Annotated in this window: 11 protein-coding genes; 10 read left to right on the top strand and 1 reads right to left on the bottom strand. The window is 69.6% G+C overall.

What is annotated here, in order from left to right; translation table 11 throughout:
• Window positions 1-95: 95 nt before the first annotated feature.
• Genes AB0J95_RS12850 through AB0J95_RS12885 form a run of 8 tightly spaced genes read left to right on the top strand, consistent with a single transcriptional unit; the run spans window position 96 to window position 12522 of the window.
• Complete coding sequence (locus AB0J95_RS12850; protein ID WP_364756476.1) at window positions 96-3236, top strand: amino acid adenylation domain-containing protein; 3141 nt, start codon at window positions 96-98, stop codon at window positions 3234-3236.
• A complete protein-coding gene (locus tag AB0J95_RS12855) occupies window positions 3233-4399 on the top strand; it encodes an aminotransferase class III-fold pyridoxal phosphate-dependent enzyme (RefSeq protein WP_364756477.1) in 1167 nt (388 codons plus the stop codon). The genes AB0J95_RS12850 and AB0J95_RS12855 overlap by 4 nt, the downstream gene beginning before the upstream one ends.
• Before the next feature lies 1 nt (window position 4400).
• Complete coding sequence (locus tag AB0J95_RS12860) at window positions 4401-5333, top strand: ornithine carbamoyltransferase (RefSeq protein ID WP_364756479.1); 933 nt, start codon at window positions 4401-4403, stop codon at window positions 5331-5333.
• 34 nt (window positions 5334-5367) lie between these two features.
• Entirely contained in the window at window positions 5368-7677 is a 2310-nt protein-coding gene (locus tag AB0J95_RS12865) for a lantibiotic dehydratase (RefSeq protein WP_364756482.1), read from the top strand.
• A complete protein-coding gene (locus AB0J95_RS12870; protein ID WP_364756485.1) occupies window positions 7674-9146 on the top strand; it encodes an amino acid adenylation domain-containing protein in 1473 nt (490 codons plus the stop codon). The genes AB0J95_RS12865 and AB0J95_RS12870 overlap by 4 nt, the downstream gene beginning before the upstream one ends.
• Entirely contained in the window at window positions 9143-10066 is a 924-nt protein-coding gene (locus AB0J95_RS12875) for a pyridoxal-phosphate dependent enzyme (protein ID WP_364756488.1), read from the top strand. Before AB0J95_RS12870 ends, AB0J95_RS12875 begins: the two co-directional genes overlap by 4 nt.
• The gene (locus AB0J95_RS12880; protein WP_364756490.1) at window positions 10063-10296 is read left to right on the top strand and encodes a phosphopantetheine-binding protein; all 234 of its coding nucleotides are present in this window, start codon (window positions 10063-10065) and stop codon (window positions 10294-10296) included. Before AB0J95_RS12875 ends, AB0J95_RS12880 begins: the two co-directional genes overlap by 4 nt.
• A 9-nt stretch (window positions 10297-10305) precedes the next feature.
• The gene (locus tag AB0J95_RS12885; protein WP_364756493.1) at window positions 10306-12522 is read left to right on the top strand and encodes a lantibiotic dehydratase; all 2217 of its coding nucleotides are present in this window, start codon (window positions 10306-10308) and stop codon (window positions 12520-12522) included.
• 95 nt (window positions 12523-12617) lie between these two features.
• On the opposite strand, the gene AB0J95_RS12890 is transcribed toward AB0J95_RS12885, so the two are convergent.
• Window positions 12618-13556: a TauD/TfdA family dioxygenase gene (locus AB0J95_RS12890; protein ID WP_364756495.1), complete on the bottom strand. Its 939-nt coding sequence runs from the start codon at window positions 13554-13556 to the stop codon at window positions 12618-12620.
• Between the two features lie 199 nt (window positions 13557-13755).
• Here AB0J95_RS12890 and sbnA point away from each other — a divergent pair, with 199 nt between their 5' ends.
• Both sbnA and sbnB read left to right on the top strand, forming a co-directional pair.
• Window positions 13756-14766, top strand: a complete 1011-nt coding sequence (gene sbnA, locus AB0J95_RS12895) for a 2,3-diaminopropionate biosynthesis protein SbnA (protein ID WP_364756498.1) — start codon at window positions 13756-13758, stop codon at window positions 14764-14766.
• Window positions 14760-15770 (top strand): 2,3-diaminopropionate biosynthesis protein SbnB, encoded by a 1011-nt coding sequence (gene sbnB, locus AB0J95_RS12900; protein WP_364756501.1) that lies wholly within the window; start codon window positions 14760-14762, stop codon window positions 15768-15770. The genes sbnA and sbnB overlap by 7 nt, the downstream gene beginning before the upstream one ends.
• The last annotated feature ends 12 nt before the right edge of the window (window positions 15771-15782 follow it).

Here is a 15782-nt window from a genome sequence, read left to right on the forward strand (position 1 = left end):
CGCAGAACCCGTGCTGCGCCTGCTTCCCTGGTCGCGTGTCCGTCCAGGACGGACGCTTGGGTCGGTGTCAGGACCCGATCCATGGAGGTGCACCGGTGGACAGCGCCCGTGTGGTGTCGTTCGCGCAGGAACGACTGTGGTTCCTCGACCAGTTGCGGCCCGCCGCGCCGGACTACCTGCTGCCGCTGGCCCTTCGGGTGCGCGGCGAGCTGGACGTACCGGCGCTCACCAGGGCCTTCCAGTCCATTGTGGACCGGCACGAGGTGCTGCGGACCCGGTACGTCGCGGTCGACGGTGAACCGGTCGCCCTGGTCGAGGACCAGCTCGAGGTCATCCTGGAACGCGGCGACGACAAGGACTTCCTGCGCGACGCGCTCGACAAGCCGATCGACCTGGAGACCGGCCCGCCGTTCCGGCTGACCCTGGTCCACTTGGGACACGACGACCACCTGCTGGTGTTCGTCGTGCACCACATCGCCTTCGACGGCTGGTCCTGGAGTGTGTTCGCGCGGGAACTCGCCGCCGGTTACTCCGGCCAGTCCCTGGAACCCCTTGCCATGCAGTACGCGGAAATCGCGCAGTGGCAACGGGATCGCTTCACCAGCGAGCGTGGCCAGCGGCAGCTCGCGTACTGGCGCACGCGGCTCGGCGGCCTGCCCGCGCTCGAGTTGCCCACGGATCGTGTCCGTCCGCGGACCTGGGATGGGGCGGGCGACGCCGTCCATTTCGACCTGCCCGCCGAACTGCTCGCGGAGGTCGACCGGTTCGCTCGTAGCCGCCGTTGCACGCGCTATATGGTTCTGGTGGCGGTGTTCCAGGCGTTGCTCGGCCGTGCCAGTGGCCAGACCGACTTCGCGATCGGCACTCCGGTGGCCGGCCGTACGCGTCCGGAAGCCGAGGCGCTGCTGGGGTTGTTCACGAACTCGTTGGTACTGCGCGCCGATCTGTCCGGCACGCCCACGTTCGACGAACTGCTCGCCAGGGTCCGGGCCACCGCGCTGGGCGCGTTCTCCAACGCCGACATCCCGTTCGAGCAGATCGTCACCGAGGTGGCGCCCGACCGGGACATGGCGCGCAACCCGCTGTTCCAGGTGTCGTTCTCGCTGCTGGAAGTGCGCCAGCAGACCAAGCTGCCCGGGGTGGACGTCGAGTTCGTCGAGACCCCGAAAACCGGGTCGCCGACCGAGTTGTTCCTGGACCTCAACGTGTTGCCGGACGGCAGCGTCAATGCGCGTCTGCACTACGTCACCGCGTTGTTCGACCACGCTCGCGTTGAGCGGCTGGCCGATGGGTTCGTCGAGTTGCTGCGCGCGGTTCTCGCCGAGCCCGGCGCCGGCGTCACCCGGCTGGCGCGGCGCCTGGACCTGCGGCCCGCGGGGGAGACCGAACGCCTGTTGTACGCGTGGAACGACACCGCGACCGCCGTGCCTGACCGGACCATCACCGAACTGTTCGCCGCGCAGGCGCTGTTCACTCCGGACGCGATCGCCATCCGAACGTCCACTAAGGACATCACCTACGCCCAGCTCGACCGCGCCACCAACAAACTCGCGCACCACCTGCGTGACCTTGGGGTCGGCCCGGGTGCGCTGGTCGCGGTGTTGCTGGACCGTGGGCCGCAGTTGCTGACCGCGTTCCTCGCCGTGCTCAAGGCGGGCGGCGCGTACGTGCCGATCGACCCCGAATATCCGGCCCAGCGGGTGGAGTTCATGGCCCGCGACTCCGGTGCCCAGGTGATGATCACCCAGTCCGCCCTGGCCGGGCGGGTCGACGGCACTGCCCGGCACGTCGTTGTTCTCGATCGCGATCAGACCGTCATCGACGTCCAGGCGAACCGGGATCTGGGCCGGACCGCCGTCGCCGAGGACCTCGCGTACGTGATCTACACGTCCGGGTCGACCGGGACACCCAAGGGTGTGATGGTCCACCATCGGGCGTTGACCAACTTCGTCCTGTCTATTGTGGACCGGCCTGGACTGCGCGCCGGTGACTCGGTCATGGCGCTCACCACGATCTCGTTCGACCCGTCGGTGCTGGAGATGTACGTGCCGCTGCTGGTCGGCGCCACGGTGATCATGGCCGATACCGAGCAGGCCCGTGACCCCGAGCGGATGACCGGCCTGATCGCGCGCACCAAACCGACCGCCGTCCAGGCCACCCCGGTGACCCTGCGGATGCTGGCCGACTCCGGCTGGCGGCCACCCGCCGGCCTGAAAGTCCTGTCCGGTGGGGAAAAGCTCCCGGCGGAGCTGGCCCAGCGGCTCGCCGCGGACGGCGCCACCGTCTGGGATCTGTATGGCCCGACCGAGGCCACCGTCTGGGCCACGGCCGCGCGGCTCGACCACACCGGCCACGTCGAGGACTGGTCGCCGCTGGCGAACTACACCATCCACCTGCTGGACGCCCACCTCGAACCGGTTGCGGTCGGTTCGGTTGGCGAGTTGTACATCGGCGGCCCCAGCGTGGCTGTGGGCTACCGGCGTCAGCCCGCCCTGACCGCCGAACGCTATGTGCCCGACCCGTATGCGGTGATCCCGGGCGGCAGACTGTACAACACCGGCGACCTCGCGCGGCGCCGACCGGACGGGGCGGTGGAGATCCTCGGCCGGGCCGACCGGCAGGTGAAGATCCGCGGCCACCGTATGGAACCCGGCGAGATCGAGACCGCCCTGACGGCCCACAACGGGGTTGGCAGCGCCGTCGTGCACCCGACCCCGACGCCGAGCGGCGAACTGCAGCTCACCGCGTACCTCATCCCCAGTGGTGAAGCCATTCCTTCGGCCGATGAGCTGCGGGAGCTTCTGCTGCAACGGATGCCCGACTACATGACGCCCGCCGCGTACGTGCCGATGGCGGCCTTCCCGTTGACCCCCAACGGAAAGATCGACTACAACTCGCTGCCGTTGCCCGAGGCGGGCGCGGTGGAAGACCGTATCGCCCCGCGGACGGACACCGAGCGTGTCGTCGCGGACGTGTGGCAGGAAGTCCTGGGCAGCCCGCGGATCGGCGTGCACGAGAACTTCTTCGACCTCGGCGGCCACTCGCTGCTGGCCACCCGCGTCGCCGTGCGGCTGCGGGCCCAGCTCGGCATCGACGTGCCGGTACGCGGGTTGTTCGACCACAGCACGGTGGCCACCCTGGCCGCCGCACTGACCGACTATCCGCGGATCTCCGCGCAGACCGCGAAACCGGCGCTCACCATCCGGCGGCGGGTGGCCGAGAGGACGCCGTCATGACCGTCGCCCCTGACCCGGTCATGGTGACCAGGGCCGACCGGGCGGCCCGCGCGGTCTTCGACGAGCTCGAACCGGACGTCCGCCGCTACAGCCGGACGTTCCCGGTCGTGTTCAACCGCGCCCGCGGCGCCGAACTGTGCACCGAGCACGGCCGCCGGTTCGTGGACATGGTGGCCGGGGCTGGAGCACTGAACTATGGGCACAACAACATCTACATCAAGCGCCGGGTGCTGGAGTACATCAACGCCGACGGCATCGTGAACGGCCTCGATCTGTACACAGTGGCCAAACGGGAGTTCCTGAAGACCTTCAACGACATCGTGTTGCGGCCCCGGGGACTCGACTTCAAGGTCCAGGTCTGCGGCCTGACCGCCGCCGACGCGGTCGAAGCGGCGCTTTCGCTGGCCCGCAAGGCGACCGGACGACGTGGCGTGATCGCGTTCCCAGGTGACATGGCGTATCCGCAGGGTCCGTCGACCGCCGTGATCGAACACCTGGTGGATCGCGACATCCCGGCCGCGATCCTCGTCGAGCCGGTCGACGTGGCGGGCGGTGTGCACGAGGCGCCTGCGGAGTGGCTGGCCGGGGTGCGGATGCTCGCCGACCGGTTCGGCATTCTGCTGATCTTCGACGAGACCCGGACGGGCAGCGGCCGCACCGGCCCGTTCTTCGGCTTCGAACACTCCGGTGTGCGGCCGGACATCGTGATCCTCGCCGACTCGGTAGGCGGTTACGGCATGCCCTTGTCGTTGCTGCTGTTCCGCCGCGACTTGGCCGTGTGGCAGGACGGTGAGCACGCAGGGGCGTTGCGGGGCAACCAACTCGCGTTCGTCGCGGCCACCGCGGCCTGCGAGCTGTGGGACGACCCGAAGTTCCGCACCGATCTGGTGGTGGCCTCGCGGCGGGCCGAGCGGTTCCGGTCCGAACTGGACGGTCGCGGGGTCCCGGTGCGGGGCCGCGGCATGCTGATCGGCATCGACCTCGGTCACCCGGACCGCGCGGAATGGTTGCAGCGCTACGCCTTCGACCGCGATGTGCTGGTCGACCGGTGCGGCGGGGTCGTGCTGGCCACGCCGCCGCTGTGCATCGACGTCGCCCGCATCGACCGTGGCCTGTCGGTCCTGCGTGATGGTCTGGAATTCGTTGACGTGGAAGGAGCCTGACATGCCCGAGCGGCGCCACCTGATCTCGATCGACGACCTCACCGACGACGACCTGTACCAGATCGTCCAGCGGGGCACGCGGTTCTCGGCCGGCGCGGCCGAGGACGCGCGCCCGCTGGCCGAGACGATCGTCGGCGTGCTGTTCCGCAAGACCTCCACCCGCACCCGGACCGCGTTCTCCGCGGGCGCGCTTCGCCTGGGCGCCAGGTTGATCACGTACGGCCCTGGCGATCTGCAGGAGAACACCGGCGAGTCCGTCGAGGACACCGCCGCGGTGCTGTCCCGCATGATCGATGTGCTCGTGGCCCGGACCAGCGGGCCCGAGGCGGAACTGAGGGCCTACGCCAACCAGAGCCGCATGTCGGTCGTCAACGCTATGAGCGCGGCGGAGCACCCGACCCAGGCGCTGGCCGACCTGACCACGATCACCCGGCACTTCGGCGGGGTCGAGGGCGTGCGCGTGCTGTACGTGGGGGAGGGCAACAACACCGCCTCCGCGCTGACGCTCGCGCTGTCCCGCTACGCCCACACCGAGCTGTACCTGCGCACCCCGCCCGGCTATGGCGTGGAGCAGACCTTCATCGACCGCGCCGAGGTGTCCGCCAAGCGCAGCGGCGCGGTCGTCGAGCAGCGGCACGACATGGACGACCTGCCCCGGGTCGACATCGTGTACACAACCCGTTGGCAGACAACGGGAACGACCAAACCGACGCCGGACTGGCGCACGGTGTTCGCGCCCTTCCAGGTGAATGAGGCCGTCATGGCGGCCTGCCCGGGCGCGGTGTTCATGCACGACCTGCCCGCCCACCGCGGCGAGGAAGTGACCGCGGCGGTGCTGGACGGCCCGAAGAGCATCGCCTTCAGCCAGGCGGAGAACAAGTACCACAGCGCGCGGGCCGTCCTGGAATGGTGCGTCGGCGAGACCCCGGCCTGATACCCGAACAGACCTGAGAAACGAGGGACCCGGTATGTCCGAGAACGTCGTGCTGCCCGGCGGGTGGCGGCTGTGGGACCAGTTCGCCTTACGGGGCCCGGGATTCCCGGCGGCCGGCGTGCTCGCGCTGGCGCCGGGCGGGCTGGCCGAGGCCGCGGACAAGTTCGATGTGGACAGTGAGCTGTCCGGCGCGGACTGGACCGGGTTCGAAGAACAGTTCGGCGAGGCGGCCGTCGCCACCGCCGAAGAGCTGCAACGGATCGCGGCCCAGCCCGCCTTCCGGGCGGCGCTGGCCTGGCAGAACCGGCAGATCCTGAGCTCCGGCATCGCCCCGTTCCTGTCCTGGACCCCCAGCGTGGCCGGGCGCACCAGCATGCCGCGCCAGCGTGAGGAACTGGTCGCGCACTACTGGCAGCGGTTCTGCGTCAAGAACGACACCATCGGGTTCTTCGGCCCGGTCGGCTGGGGCAGCTGGGACCTGGAGTCGCGGGGTGTCACGGTCGACCCCGGCGAGGGTCTGATCGCCGCCTCCGAGGTGTACTTCTCCAGCTGGGCGATCGACGGCGTGGCCAAGGCGATCGAGACCGATCCCGCCGTCCTGCCGTGGATCCCGCCGCGCCGCCTGTCCTATGTCCGTCACGTCGATGGCACCGTGGCGATGCCGGGCCGGCCGCCGCAGGAGATCGCGGCCGCCGACGGCCGGGTGTTCGACCTGTGCAATGGCATCCGCACGGCCGCGGAGATCGCCGCTGAGGCGGGTCTCACGACCGCCGAGGTCGAGGAGATCCTGGCATCGCTGCAGAAGCGCCGCCTGATCCTGCGCCGCATCGAGGTCCCCATCACCGCACGACCCGAGCAGTGGCTGCGGACCGCCATGGAACGCATCCCGGACATCGAGGTGCGCGACCGTGCCCTGGCCAAGGTCGCGGTCATCGAGAACGCCCGCGACCGGGTGAAGGACGCGGGCATGGACTCGGACGCGCTGGCCGAGGCGCTCGGCGCGCTGGAGACCGACTTCGCCGCGCTCACCGACACGTCCGCCACCAGGGCGAAGGGTGCCCGCGTCGCACCCTGCCGGTCGCTGCTGTACTCCGACACCCGCCGCTCGGCCACGGCGACGATCGGCACGGCCATCCACGACGAGCTGGGCCCGCTCGCCCTGTTCCTCACCGCCGCCCGGTGGATGCTCAACCGCGTGACGGAACGGGTCGGCGCGCACATCCGTCAGACCTACGACCGGCTCCGCGAGGAACGCGGCCGCGTCGACATAGGCTCCCTCTGGTTCGCGTGCGTCCCGGTGCCGCACCCACAGGCCGGCACCGAGATCGCCGCGATCCAGGACGAGCTGCGGGCCCGCTGGGCCACGATCATCGACGCGCCGCCCGGCACCCGCCGGGTCCAGCTCGCCTCGGCCGACATCGCCGACAAGGTCAAGGACCTGTTCGACGAGCCCGGCCAGAACTGGAACATCGCCCGATACGTCAGCCCGGACGTGCTGATCTGCGCCGACGACCTGGCGGCGGTGGACCGCGGCGACTTCGAGCTGGTGCTTGGCGAGATGCACATCGCGATGAACACCATCGGCGCCGCCCTGTTCGTCATGCAGCACCCGGACATCGACTCGCTGATCGCCGAGACCGGCAAGGACTTCCCGCGCGCCCGCGTGATGCCGATGCTGCCCAAGGAACAGCCGCCGCGCTGGTCCGCCCGCAGCCGCCCGGCGCTGATCCGGGACGAGGACTACTTCGTCGGCAACATCGACCACACCGGCGACCCCCGCCGCCCCCGCAACGTGGCCGCCGCCGACGTCCCGGTGGAGGACCGCGACGGCAAGCTCGTCCTCGTGCTGCCGGACGGGACCGAGTTCGACCTGCTCGACGTGTTCTGCAACGCGCTGACCAACCGGGTGATGGACCGGTTCTCCATCCGCGCGGACGCCGACCACGCACCGCGGGTGACCATCGACAAGATGGTCGTGGCCCGGGAGTCCTGGCGGATCACAGCATCCAAGCTGTCCTTTGTGGACGAGAAGAGCGAGGCCCGGCGGTTCGTCAAGGCGCGCTGGTGGCAGGAGGAGCTGGGGCTGCCGCGGTTCGTGTTCGTCGTGTCGCCGACCGAGCCCCGGCCGTTCTTCGTGGACTTCGACAGCCCGGTGTACGTGAACATCTTCGCCAAGGCCGTCCGCCGGCTGGCCCGCAAGGACCCGGCGGCGCGGTTCAGCGTCACCGAGATGCTGCCGACACCCGAGCACGCGTGGCTCACCGACGACCAAGGCCGGCGCTACACCTCCGAGCTGCGGTTCATCGCGGTCGACCAAACCGCTGTCGAGAAGGACGTTCTATGACAACGTTTCTCGACGACATCCGGGCACACGCGGCGGCCCGGCCCGAAGCCGCCGCGATCGTCACCCCGGACACGGTTCTCACGTATGGGGAACTCGACGCCCGGATCGACCGGCTGGCCCGCGTGCTCGTCGCGCGCGGCGCCGGGGTGGAGCGGGTCTGTGCGGTCGCCGTCGACCGTGGCCCGGACGCCGTCATCGCGATGGCAGCCGTGCTGCGGGCCGGCGGTGCGTTCCTCACCCTCGATGTCGAGCTGCCCGGTCCGCGCCTGGCGGCCATGGTCAGCAGCGCGCAGGCTCGGTTCCTGGTCAGCACTCCGACGCTGGCGGGTCAGCTCGACCTGCCCATCGACGGACCCACCGTGCACCTCGACGAGTCCGATGTGGACGCTATGCTACCGTCGGTGACGCCGGGTTCGCTGGCCTATGTCAGCCACACCTCCGGCTCCACCGGCATGCCGAACGCGGTCCTGATCGAGCACCGCGGCCTGACCAACTACCTGCGGTTCATCGTGCGGGACTACGGCCTCGGACCGGACACGGTGGTGCTTCAGCTGGCCCCGCTCGGCTACGACGCCTCGATCCGGGACACGTTCGCACCTCTTGCCGCCGGTGGTCGGCTGATCCTGGTGCCGCGGTCAACGCTGTTGCGGGCGGGGGAGTTCATCGACGCTGTACGGGAGTACGGCGTGACCACCATCCTCAGCGCCACCCCGACGTTCCTGACTTTCCTGGCCCAGCACGACATCCCGCCACTGCGGCTGACGGTGTCGAGCGGGGAGTCGCTGCGGCCGTTCCTCGCGTCCGGTGGCCGGGACCGCATCCCGGGCCGGCTGGTCAACCAGTACGGGCCGACCGAGGCCACGATGACCTCGACCCGGTTCGTCGTGCCGCCGTTGCCGGACACCACCGCGGACCTGATCGGCACCCCGATCGACGGGGTCGTCGTCCACCTGCTCGACGCCGGCGCGCAGCCGGTGGCTGACGGCGATGTCGGCGAGGTCTGGATCGGCGGGCTCGGCGTGGCGCGGGGATATGCCGGGCGGCCCGCGCTGACCGCGGAGCGGTTCGTGCCGGACCCGTTCGGTGAGCCCGGTTCGCGAATGTACCGGACCGGTGACCTCGCGCGTCGCCGTGCCCACGGGACCCTGGAGTACCTGGGCCGCACCGACCGGCAGATCAAGATCCGCGGCTACCGGGTGGACCCGGCCGAGATCGAGGGCGCCATGCTGACACACGCGGCCGTCACGGGCGCAGTGGTCACGACGGGCACCGACGACCGCGGCCGCACCTACCTCGTCGCCCACGTCTCCGGCGATCTGGCGAACGTCACGGACGCGGCCCTGCGGGCGCACCTGGCGGCCACGCTGCCGCCGTACATGATGCCCCGGCGGTTCGAGCGGATCGACCGGGTACCCACCACGACCAGCGGCAAGGCGGACCGCCGTGCGCTCGCCGCCGACGACCGATGACCACCGCCGAGACCCAGCTGGGCGCCGCGGACGTCCACGCTGCCGCGGAACGGATCGCGGGCCGCGTGCACCGGACTCCGTTGCTGGCTCTGGACTCGCAGGTGCTGCTCAAGGCCGAGCACCTGCAGCACAGCGGGTCGTTCAAGATCCGCGGCGCGGCGAACGCGATGCTCGGGCTCAACGCTGCGGAGGTCGTGACGGGTTCGTCCGGGAACCACGGCATGGCAGTGGCGGCGATGGGAGCGGGAGTGACCGTCGTAATGGCCGCGAGCGCCAGCGCGGCCAAGGAACGGGTGATCCGGTCGCTCGGCGCCCGAGTGGTGCATGTGGACGGTGGTGTGGCCGAACGCGAACGCCGGGTCCGCGAGATCGCCTCGCGAACCGGTGCTGCCGTCGTGCCGTCGTCGGACCACGAGTTGGTGGTCGCCGGAGCCGGGACTGTCGGGCTTGAGGTGTTCGAGGACGCCCCGGACGCCACGACCGTGTTCGTGCCGACGGGCGGAGGCGGTCTGCTGGCGGGCGTATGTCTGGCCGCGCCGGCCTCGGCGCGGGTCGTCGGTGTGGAGCCGATGTGCGCCCGCCGGTATGCCGTGTCGCTGGAGGCAGGCATGCCGGTCCAGTTGCCACCGTCGTCGACCATCGCCGACGGTCTGCGCGGACAACGGCCCGGCGAGGTCCCGTGGCCGATCATCCGGCGCAGGGTCGACGATCTCATTGGTGTCACCGACGATGCCATCACCCACGCGCTCGAGGTATTGCGCCGGGCCGGAGTGGCCGCGGAACCGAGCGGCGCGGTCGCGTTGGCGGGTGCGCTGGCGGGTGGGTTCCGCGGGCGTGCGGTGGTGATCGTGTCCGGCGGCAACACGCCTGAGGCATTGGCCGCGGTTATGCGGCAACACAAGGAGAGGGAGCGAGTATGACGACCACAGTGGACATTCCGGAGCTGATCGCCACGATCTACCGGGAGACCCTCAACGACGAGTCGCTCGACACCGCGAGCGACTTCTTCGAGGCCGGCGGCGACTCGCTGGCCGCGTTCCAGATCACCGCCCGGCTGCAGAGCACCCTGGACGTCGAGGTCCCGGTCGCGCTGGTGTTCGCCTACCCGTCCCCGGCCGACCTCGCGGCCGTCGTGGAGACCGACTTCTAGGAGCCCGTCATGCCCGACGACACACCCGTGCGCCTCGGGGACACCTGGCGGCTGTGGTCCCGGTTCGCCTTGCGCGGACCGGGATTCCCGGCCGACGGGGTACTGCGGCTGGCGCCCAGCGGCCTGGCCGCGGCGGCCGACAAGTTCGATGTGGACAGTCCAAGGCAGATCCAGAAAGGCCCGGAGTGGCAGGAGTTCGAGGATTTGTTCGCCTCGGCGGTGTCCTCGTCGGTCGAGGAGCTGCAACGGATCGCGGCACTGCCCGCGTTCCGCGAGGCGGTGGCCTGGCAGAACCGGCCGGTGCTCGGCCGCGCGGTCATCCCGTTCGCCAAGTGGACGCCGGCCGCGGGCCGGTCGAGCTCGCACCGGCAACGCGAGGACCTGATCGCGCACTACTGGCAACGGTTCTGCGCCAAGAACGACACGATCGGCTTCTTCGGCCCGGTGGGCTGGGGCCGATGGGACCTGTCGGCCAACGGTGTGTCGGTGGACTCGGGCACGGGTCTGGTCGCCTCCTCCGAGGTGTTCTTCGCCAGCTGGGCCATAGACGCGGTGGCCAAGCTGGTGAACGAGGATCCGGTGCTGCGGCCGTGGATCGCGCCTCGGCGGGTGCCGTTTGTCCGCGTGGACGGCGATTCGATGACGCTGCCGGGCCGTCCGCCGCAGGAGCTGGCGCCTGACCTGGTCGCGGTGCTGAAACGGTGTGACGGTGTCCGGCCTGCGCGGGATGTGGGCCCGGTTGAGGCGCTGGATGAACTGGTCCGGCGGCGGATCGTGGTGTGGAAGCTGGAAGTCCCGGCGGACGCGCGGCCGGAGCTGTGGCTGCGCCGGTGGTTCGCCTCCATCGAGGCACCGGGCGGCAGGGCGCTGGAGCTGCTGGAGGTGCTGGAGCGGGGGCGAGACAGTGTCGCGGCCGCTCAGGGGCCGGATGAGCTGGTGTCGGCGCTGGAGGCGCTGGAGTCGCGGTTCGTCGAGCTGACCGACGAGGCCGCGGTCCGGGAGAAAGGCGACAACACCGCGCCGTGCCGGGCGTTGGTGTACTCCGACAGCCGCCGTTGCGCCGAAGCACGGTTGGGCGCGGATGTGCTGGAATCGTTGGCACCGCTCGAACTGCTCCTGACCGCGGCGAAGTGGCTGACGTCCACGATCGCGCAGCGGGTGATGGCACGGGTCGAGAAGCTGCATACGGAGCCGGTCGACCTGGCCACGTTCTGGTTCGCGTGTATGCCCGTCCTGCACGGTGACACGAAGACGATCGCGGCCGAGGTCCAGGAGGAGTTCTGGCGGAAATGGCGCGAGGTGCTGCCGCCGCTGGCAGGTTCCCGGGTGCGGGTGTCCGCAAAGGACATCCGGGACGCGGTGGAGACCGTGTTCGCCGCGCCGGACGCGGGCTGGAACGCCTCTCGCTACTTCAGCCCGGACGTGCTCATCTCCGACACCGGGGACCTCGTCCTGGGTGAGTTGCACGTGGCCACGAACACCCTGGGCGCGTCGCTGTACATCACCCAGCACCCCGACTCCGGCGAGATGCTGCGAGCGACGACCGAAGACCACCCTGGACCGCGGTTGCTTCCGTTACTGGCCAAGGAACACCGATCCAGGCTGTCCATCCGGGTCCGGCAGATGCTGGTGCGCCCGGAGGACTACTACGTTGCCCTCGTTGACCATACGGCCGACCCGGCGCGGCCGAGGACGGTCCTCAGTGCGGACGTGACGGTCGAGTCCAGGAACGGGGAATTGCAGGCAATCCTGCCCGATGGGGCAGAGTTTCCGGTCGTGGATGTGTTCTCGCATGTGTTGACCACGCTCGTGATGGACATGTTCACGCTGCCATCGGATTCCGATCACTCACCGAGGATCACCGTGGACCGCATGGTCATCTCACGGGAATCCTGGCGCTTCACCGGAAGCGGGCTGGCGTTCGCCGAGGAGAAGAACGAGGCCCGGCGGTTCGTCCGGGCCCGGTGGTGGCGTGAGGAGGCCGGCCTGCCGCGGTTCGTGTTCGTGGTCTCGCCGACCGAGCCGCGGCCGTTCTTCGTGGACTTCGACAGCCCGTTGTACGTCAACATCCTGGCGAAAGCGATCCGGCGGCTGTCCAGAAAGGACCCGGAAGCGCAGCTGACGGTGACCGAGATGCTTCCCACGCCGGAACAGACCTGGCTCACCGATGGGGAAGGCGAGCGCTACACCTCGGAGCTGCGGTTCGTCGCGGTCGACGAGTCCTGACCACGACATGGGCGAAGGCCCTGGACCGGAAAGTGGTCCAGGGCCTTCGCTATGGTGGGCGGCAGCTGGGGGTACCTGCCGCCCGGGTCTTCAACCTATGCCGAAGGTTCGGCCATGGCAACAGCGATTTTGCGCGGTCCGGTGAACGGTTCGCGGGCGTGCGCCGACAGCATGTTGTCCACAACAAGCACATCGTCACGCTGCCAGTCGAACCGGCGCCACGCGGCCCGGTAGCAGTCGCGCAGGTGCGCGATGATCTCGTCCGCAACCCGCTCGCCATCACCGTAGTACGTATTGGTTGGCAGGTCCTTCTCTTCGAACATCTCCCGCAGGCCCTCGCAGACCTCCTCGGCCAGCGTGGTCACATGCCAGAAGGTGAGGTGGTTGAACCAGACCTCCTCGCCGGTGACCGGGTGGGTGTGCACGGCCTTGCGCCGCGCGGTGGTGCGCAACCCGTTGCGGCCGACCCATTCCACCTCCACGCCGTTGCGGGCGCAATAAGCGGCGACCTCACCGCGGTCCTCGGTGTTGAACGCCTGCTGCCACGGAACACCGAAGCCGTCAGTGAAGTTGCGCACCACGGTCCAGCCGCGCTCGGCGAACTCCCGACGCACGGCCGGATCGATGGACCGCAGGATCCGGCGCGTGTCCGCCAACGGGGTCGAGCCCTGCGTGTCCGGCGGCGTGATGCAGTAGAAGAACAGCGTCAGCGGCCACTTCGCCTGGTAGGAGTTCTCGTTGTGCAGGAAGATCTCCTCGCTCGGCGGGTAGTCCGTCGAGGTGTAGACCTGGCCCTTGATGGTGCTGCGCGGCGATGACCGTTCCGCGTACGTCAGGGGCTCGCCGGAGACCGCCCGCACCACGCGGTCGAACCCGTCGACGCCACCGGTCTCGAAGCCGCGCAACAGAACCGCACCGTGCTGGCGCAGCAGCCGGCGCACCGAATCCCTGGCTTCGGCGAGGAACTCGGTCGGCGAGGTCCCGGCTGTGGCCGCCGAGATGACGTAGGGGAGCGCCGGCTCATTGTCCGGCACCGGTAATGGTTTCAGTCGAACCGACGTGGTCGTGTCCATAGCGCAAGACTGCGCTCTCCGGCAGGGTCGCGGCGAGAGAACTTCCAGCAGAACGGTTTGCCGGTGATTCTGAACGTTCTTCTCTGCGCCACAGTGGTTTCGCGCGCAAGGCTGGGGGAGCGCACATTCCCGAGCGGCCGGCAGCCGAGGAGCAAGCTCTATGACCATTGAGGACCTCCCCGTGTCGGGTGTGCTCGCCACCATTGGGGCGACACCGATCGTCGAGCTGGCGAGGCTCGACCCGCACAGTCCATTCAAGACATTCGCCAAGCTGGAGTCGCACAATCCCGGCGGCAGCATCAAGGACCGGTCCGCGCTGGAGATGTTACGCGACCGGATCCTCGACGGGCGGCTTGTGCCCGGCCGGTCGGTCGTTGTCGAGTCCAGCTCGGGCAACCTGGGCATCGGCCTGGCCCAAGTCTGTGGCTACCATGGCATCCGGTTCATCTGCGTCGTGGATCCGAGGACCAACAGGCAGAACATCGCGATCATGCGCGCGTTCGGCGCGGAGGTCGAGGTGGTCACCGACGTCGACCCGGCCACCGGCGAGTACCTGCCGGTGCGCAAACGCCGGGTCCGTGAGCTGGTCGCGACCATGGACCACGCCTACAGCCCCAACCAGTACGCCAACCCGCTCAACCCACGTGCGCACCGCACCACCGTGCGGGAGATCATCGACGCGTTGCCGCGGCTGGACTACCTGTTCTGTGCGACCAGTTCCTGCGGCACATTGCGGGGGTGCGCGGAGTACATCCGCGCGCACCACCTGCCGGTGACCATCGTGGCCGTGGATGCCTTGGGCAGCGCCATTTTCGGTCCACCGGTTGGCGGCAGGCTGATTCCCGGCCATGGCGCTTCGGTCCGGCCGGAGCTCTACCGCGACGGACTGGCCGACATCGTGATCCGCATCGACGACCTCGGCACCGTGGTCGGTTGCCGCCGCTTGGCCTCCCACGAGGCGATCATCGCGGGTGGGTCGTCGGGTGCGGTGGTGGCGGCGCTGGACAGCATGCGCGACCACATCCCGCCCGGGGCGACGTGTGCGTTGGTCTTCCCCGACCGCGGCGAGCGGTACCTGGACACGATCTACGACGACGACTGGGTCACGACGCACTTCGGCGATGTGACCCACCTGTGGCGGAAACCCGAGATGGAGGCGGCATCATGTTGATCCTGGGAGCCGGCGAGGTTCGTGCCGTCCTGGACACCGCGCAGCAGGACGTGCTGACCGCGGTGCGGACGGCCTACGAGCTGCACGCCCGGGGCCTGACCGCGGTGCCGCACTCGGTGTTCCTGCGGTTCCCGGACGACGACCGCAACCGGATCATCGCGCTGCCCGCCTACCTGGGCGGCCAGCACCCGGTATCCGGCGTGAAGTGGGTGTCCTCCTTTCCTGGCAACATTTCCCGTGGCTTGGACCGAGCCTCGGCGGCGATCATCCTGAACTCCATGGAAAGCGGCGCCCCCGAGGTCTTCCTGGAGGCCTCGGCCATCTCGGCCCGCCGCACGGCGGCCGGCGCGGCCCTGGCGGCGGCGACCCTGTCATCGTCCACTCCGGACACCGGCGTGACCCTGCTCGGGTGTGGACTGATCAACTTCGAGGTGCTGACCTACCTGCGGACCGCGCTGCCGTCGATCGACACCGTCACGCTGTACGACCTGGACGCCACGCGGGCGGAGTCCTTCGCGGACAAGGCGCTGGCCAGGTGGCCGGAGCTCAAGATCGACGTGGCCCAACGGGCCGAGGACGCCTTGACCGCGCACAAACTGGTCTGCCTGGCCACCACGGCGAGCACCCCGCACCTGGGCACCGAGTACTGCCGTCCGGGAACCCTTGTCCTGCACCTGTCCCTGCGGGACCTCACCGCGGAGTCGGTGCTGTCCAGCGTGAACATCGTCGACGACGCCGACCATGTCTGCCGCGCGGCCACTTCGCTGCACCTCGCCGAGCAGCAGACCGGTCACCGCGACTTCATCACGTCCTCGATCGGCGAAATTCTGGTGTCCGGCAAGCCTTACGTCCGCGACGAGGACACGCTCACCGTGTTCTCCCCGTTCGGCCTGGGCTGCCTGGACCTGGCCGTGGCCGACCTCGTCCGGCGCGAGGCGCTGGCGCGGGGCCTGGGCGCGTCGCTGCCGGGCTTCCTGCCGTCCGGCGAGCAGCTGTTCGCATAACACACTTTTCTG

It is taken from the genome of Actinocrispum sp. NPDC049592, assembly GCF_040675465.1.
In the GTDB taxonomy this organism is placed as follows: domain Bacteria; phylum Actinomycetota; class Actinomycetes; order Mycobacteriales; family Pseudonocardiaceae; genus Kibdelosporangium.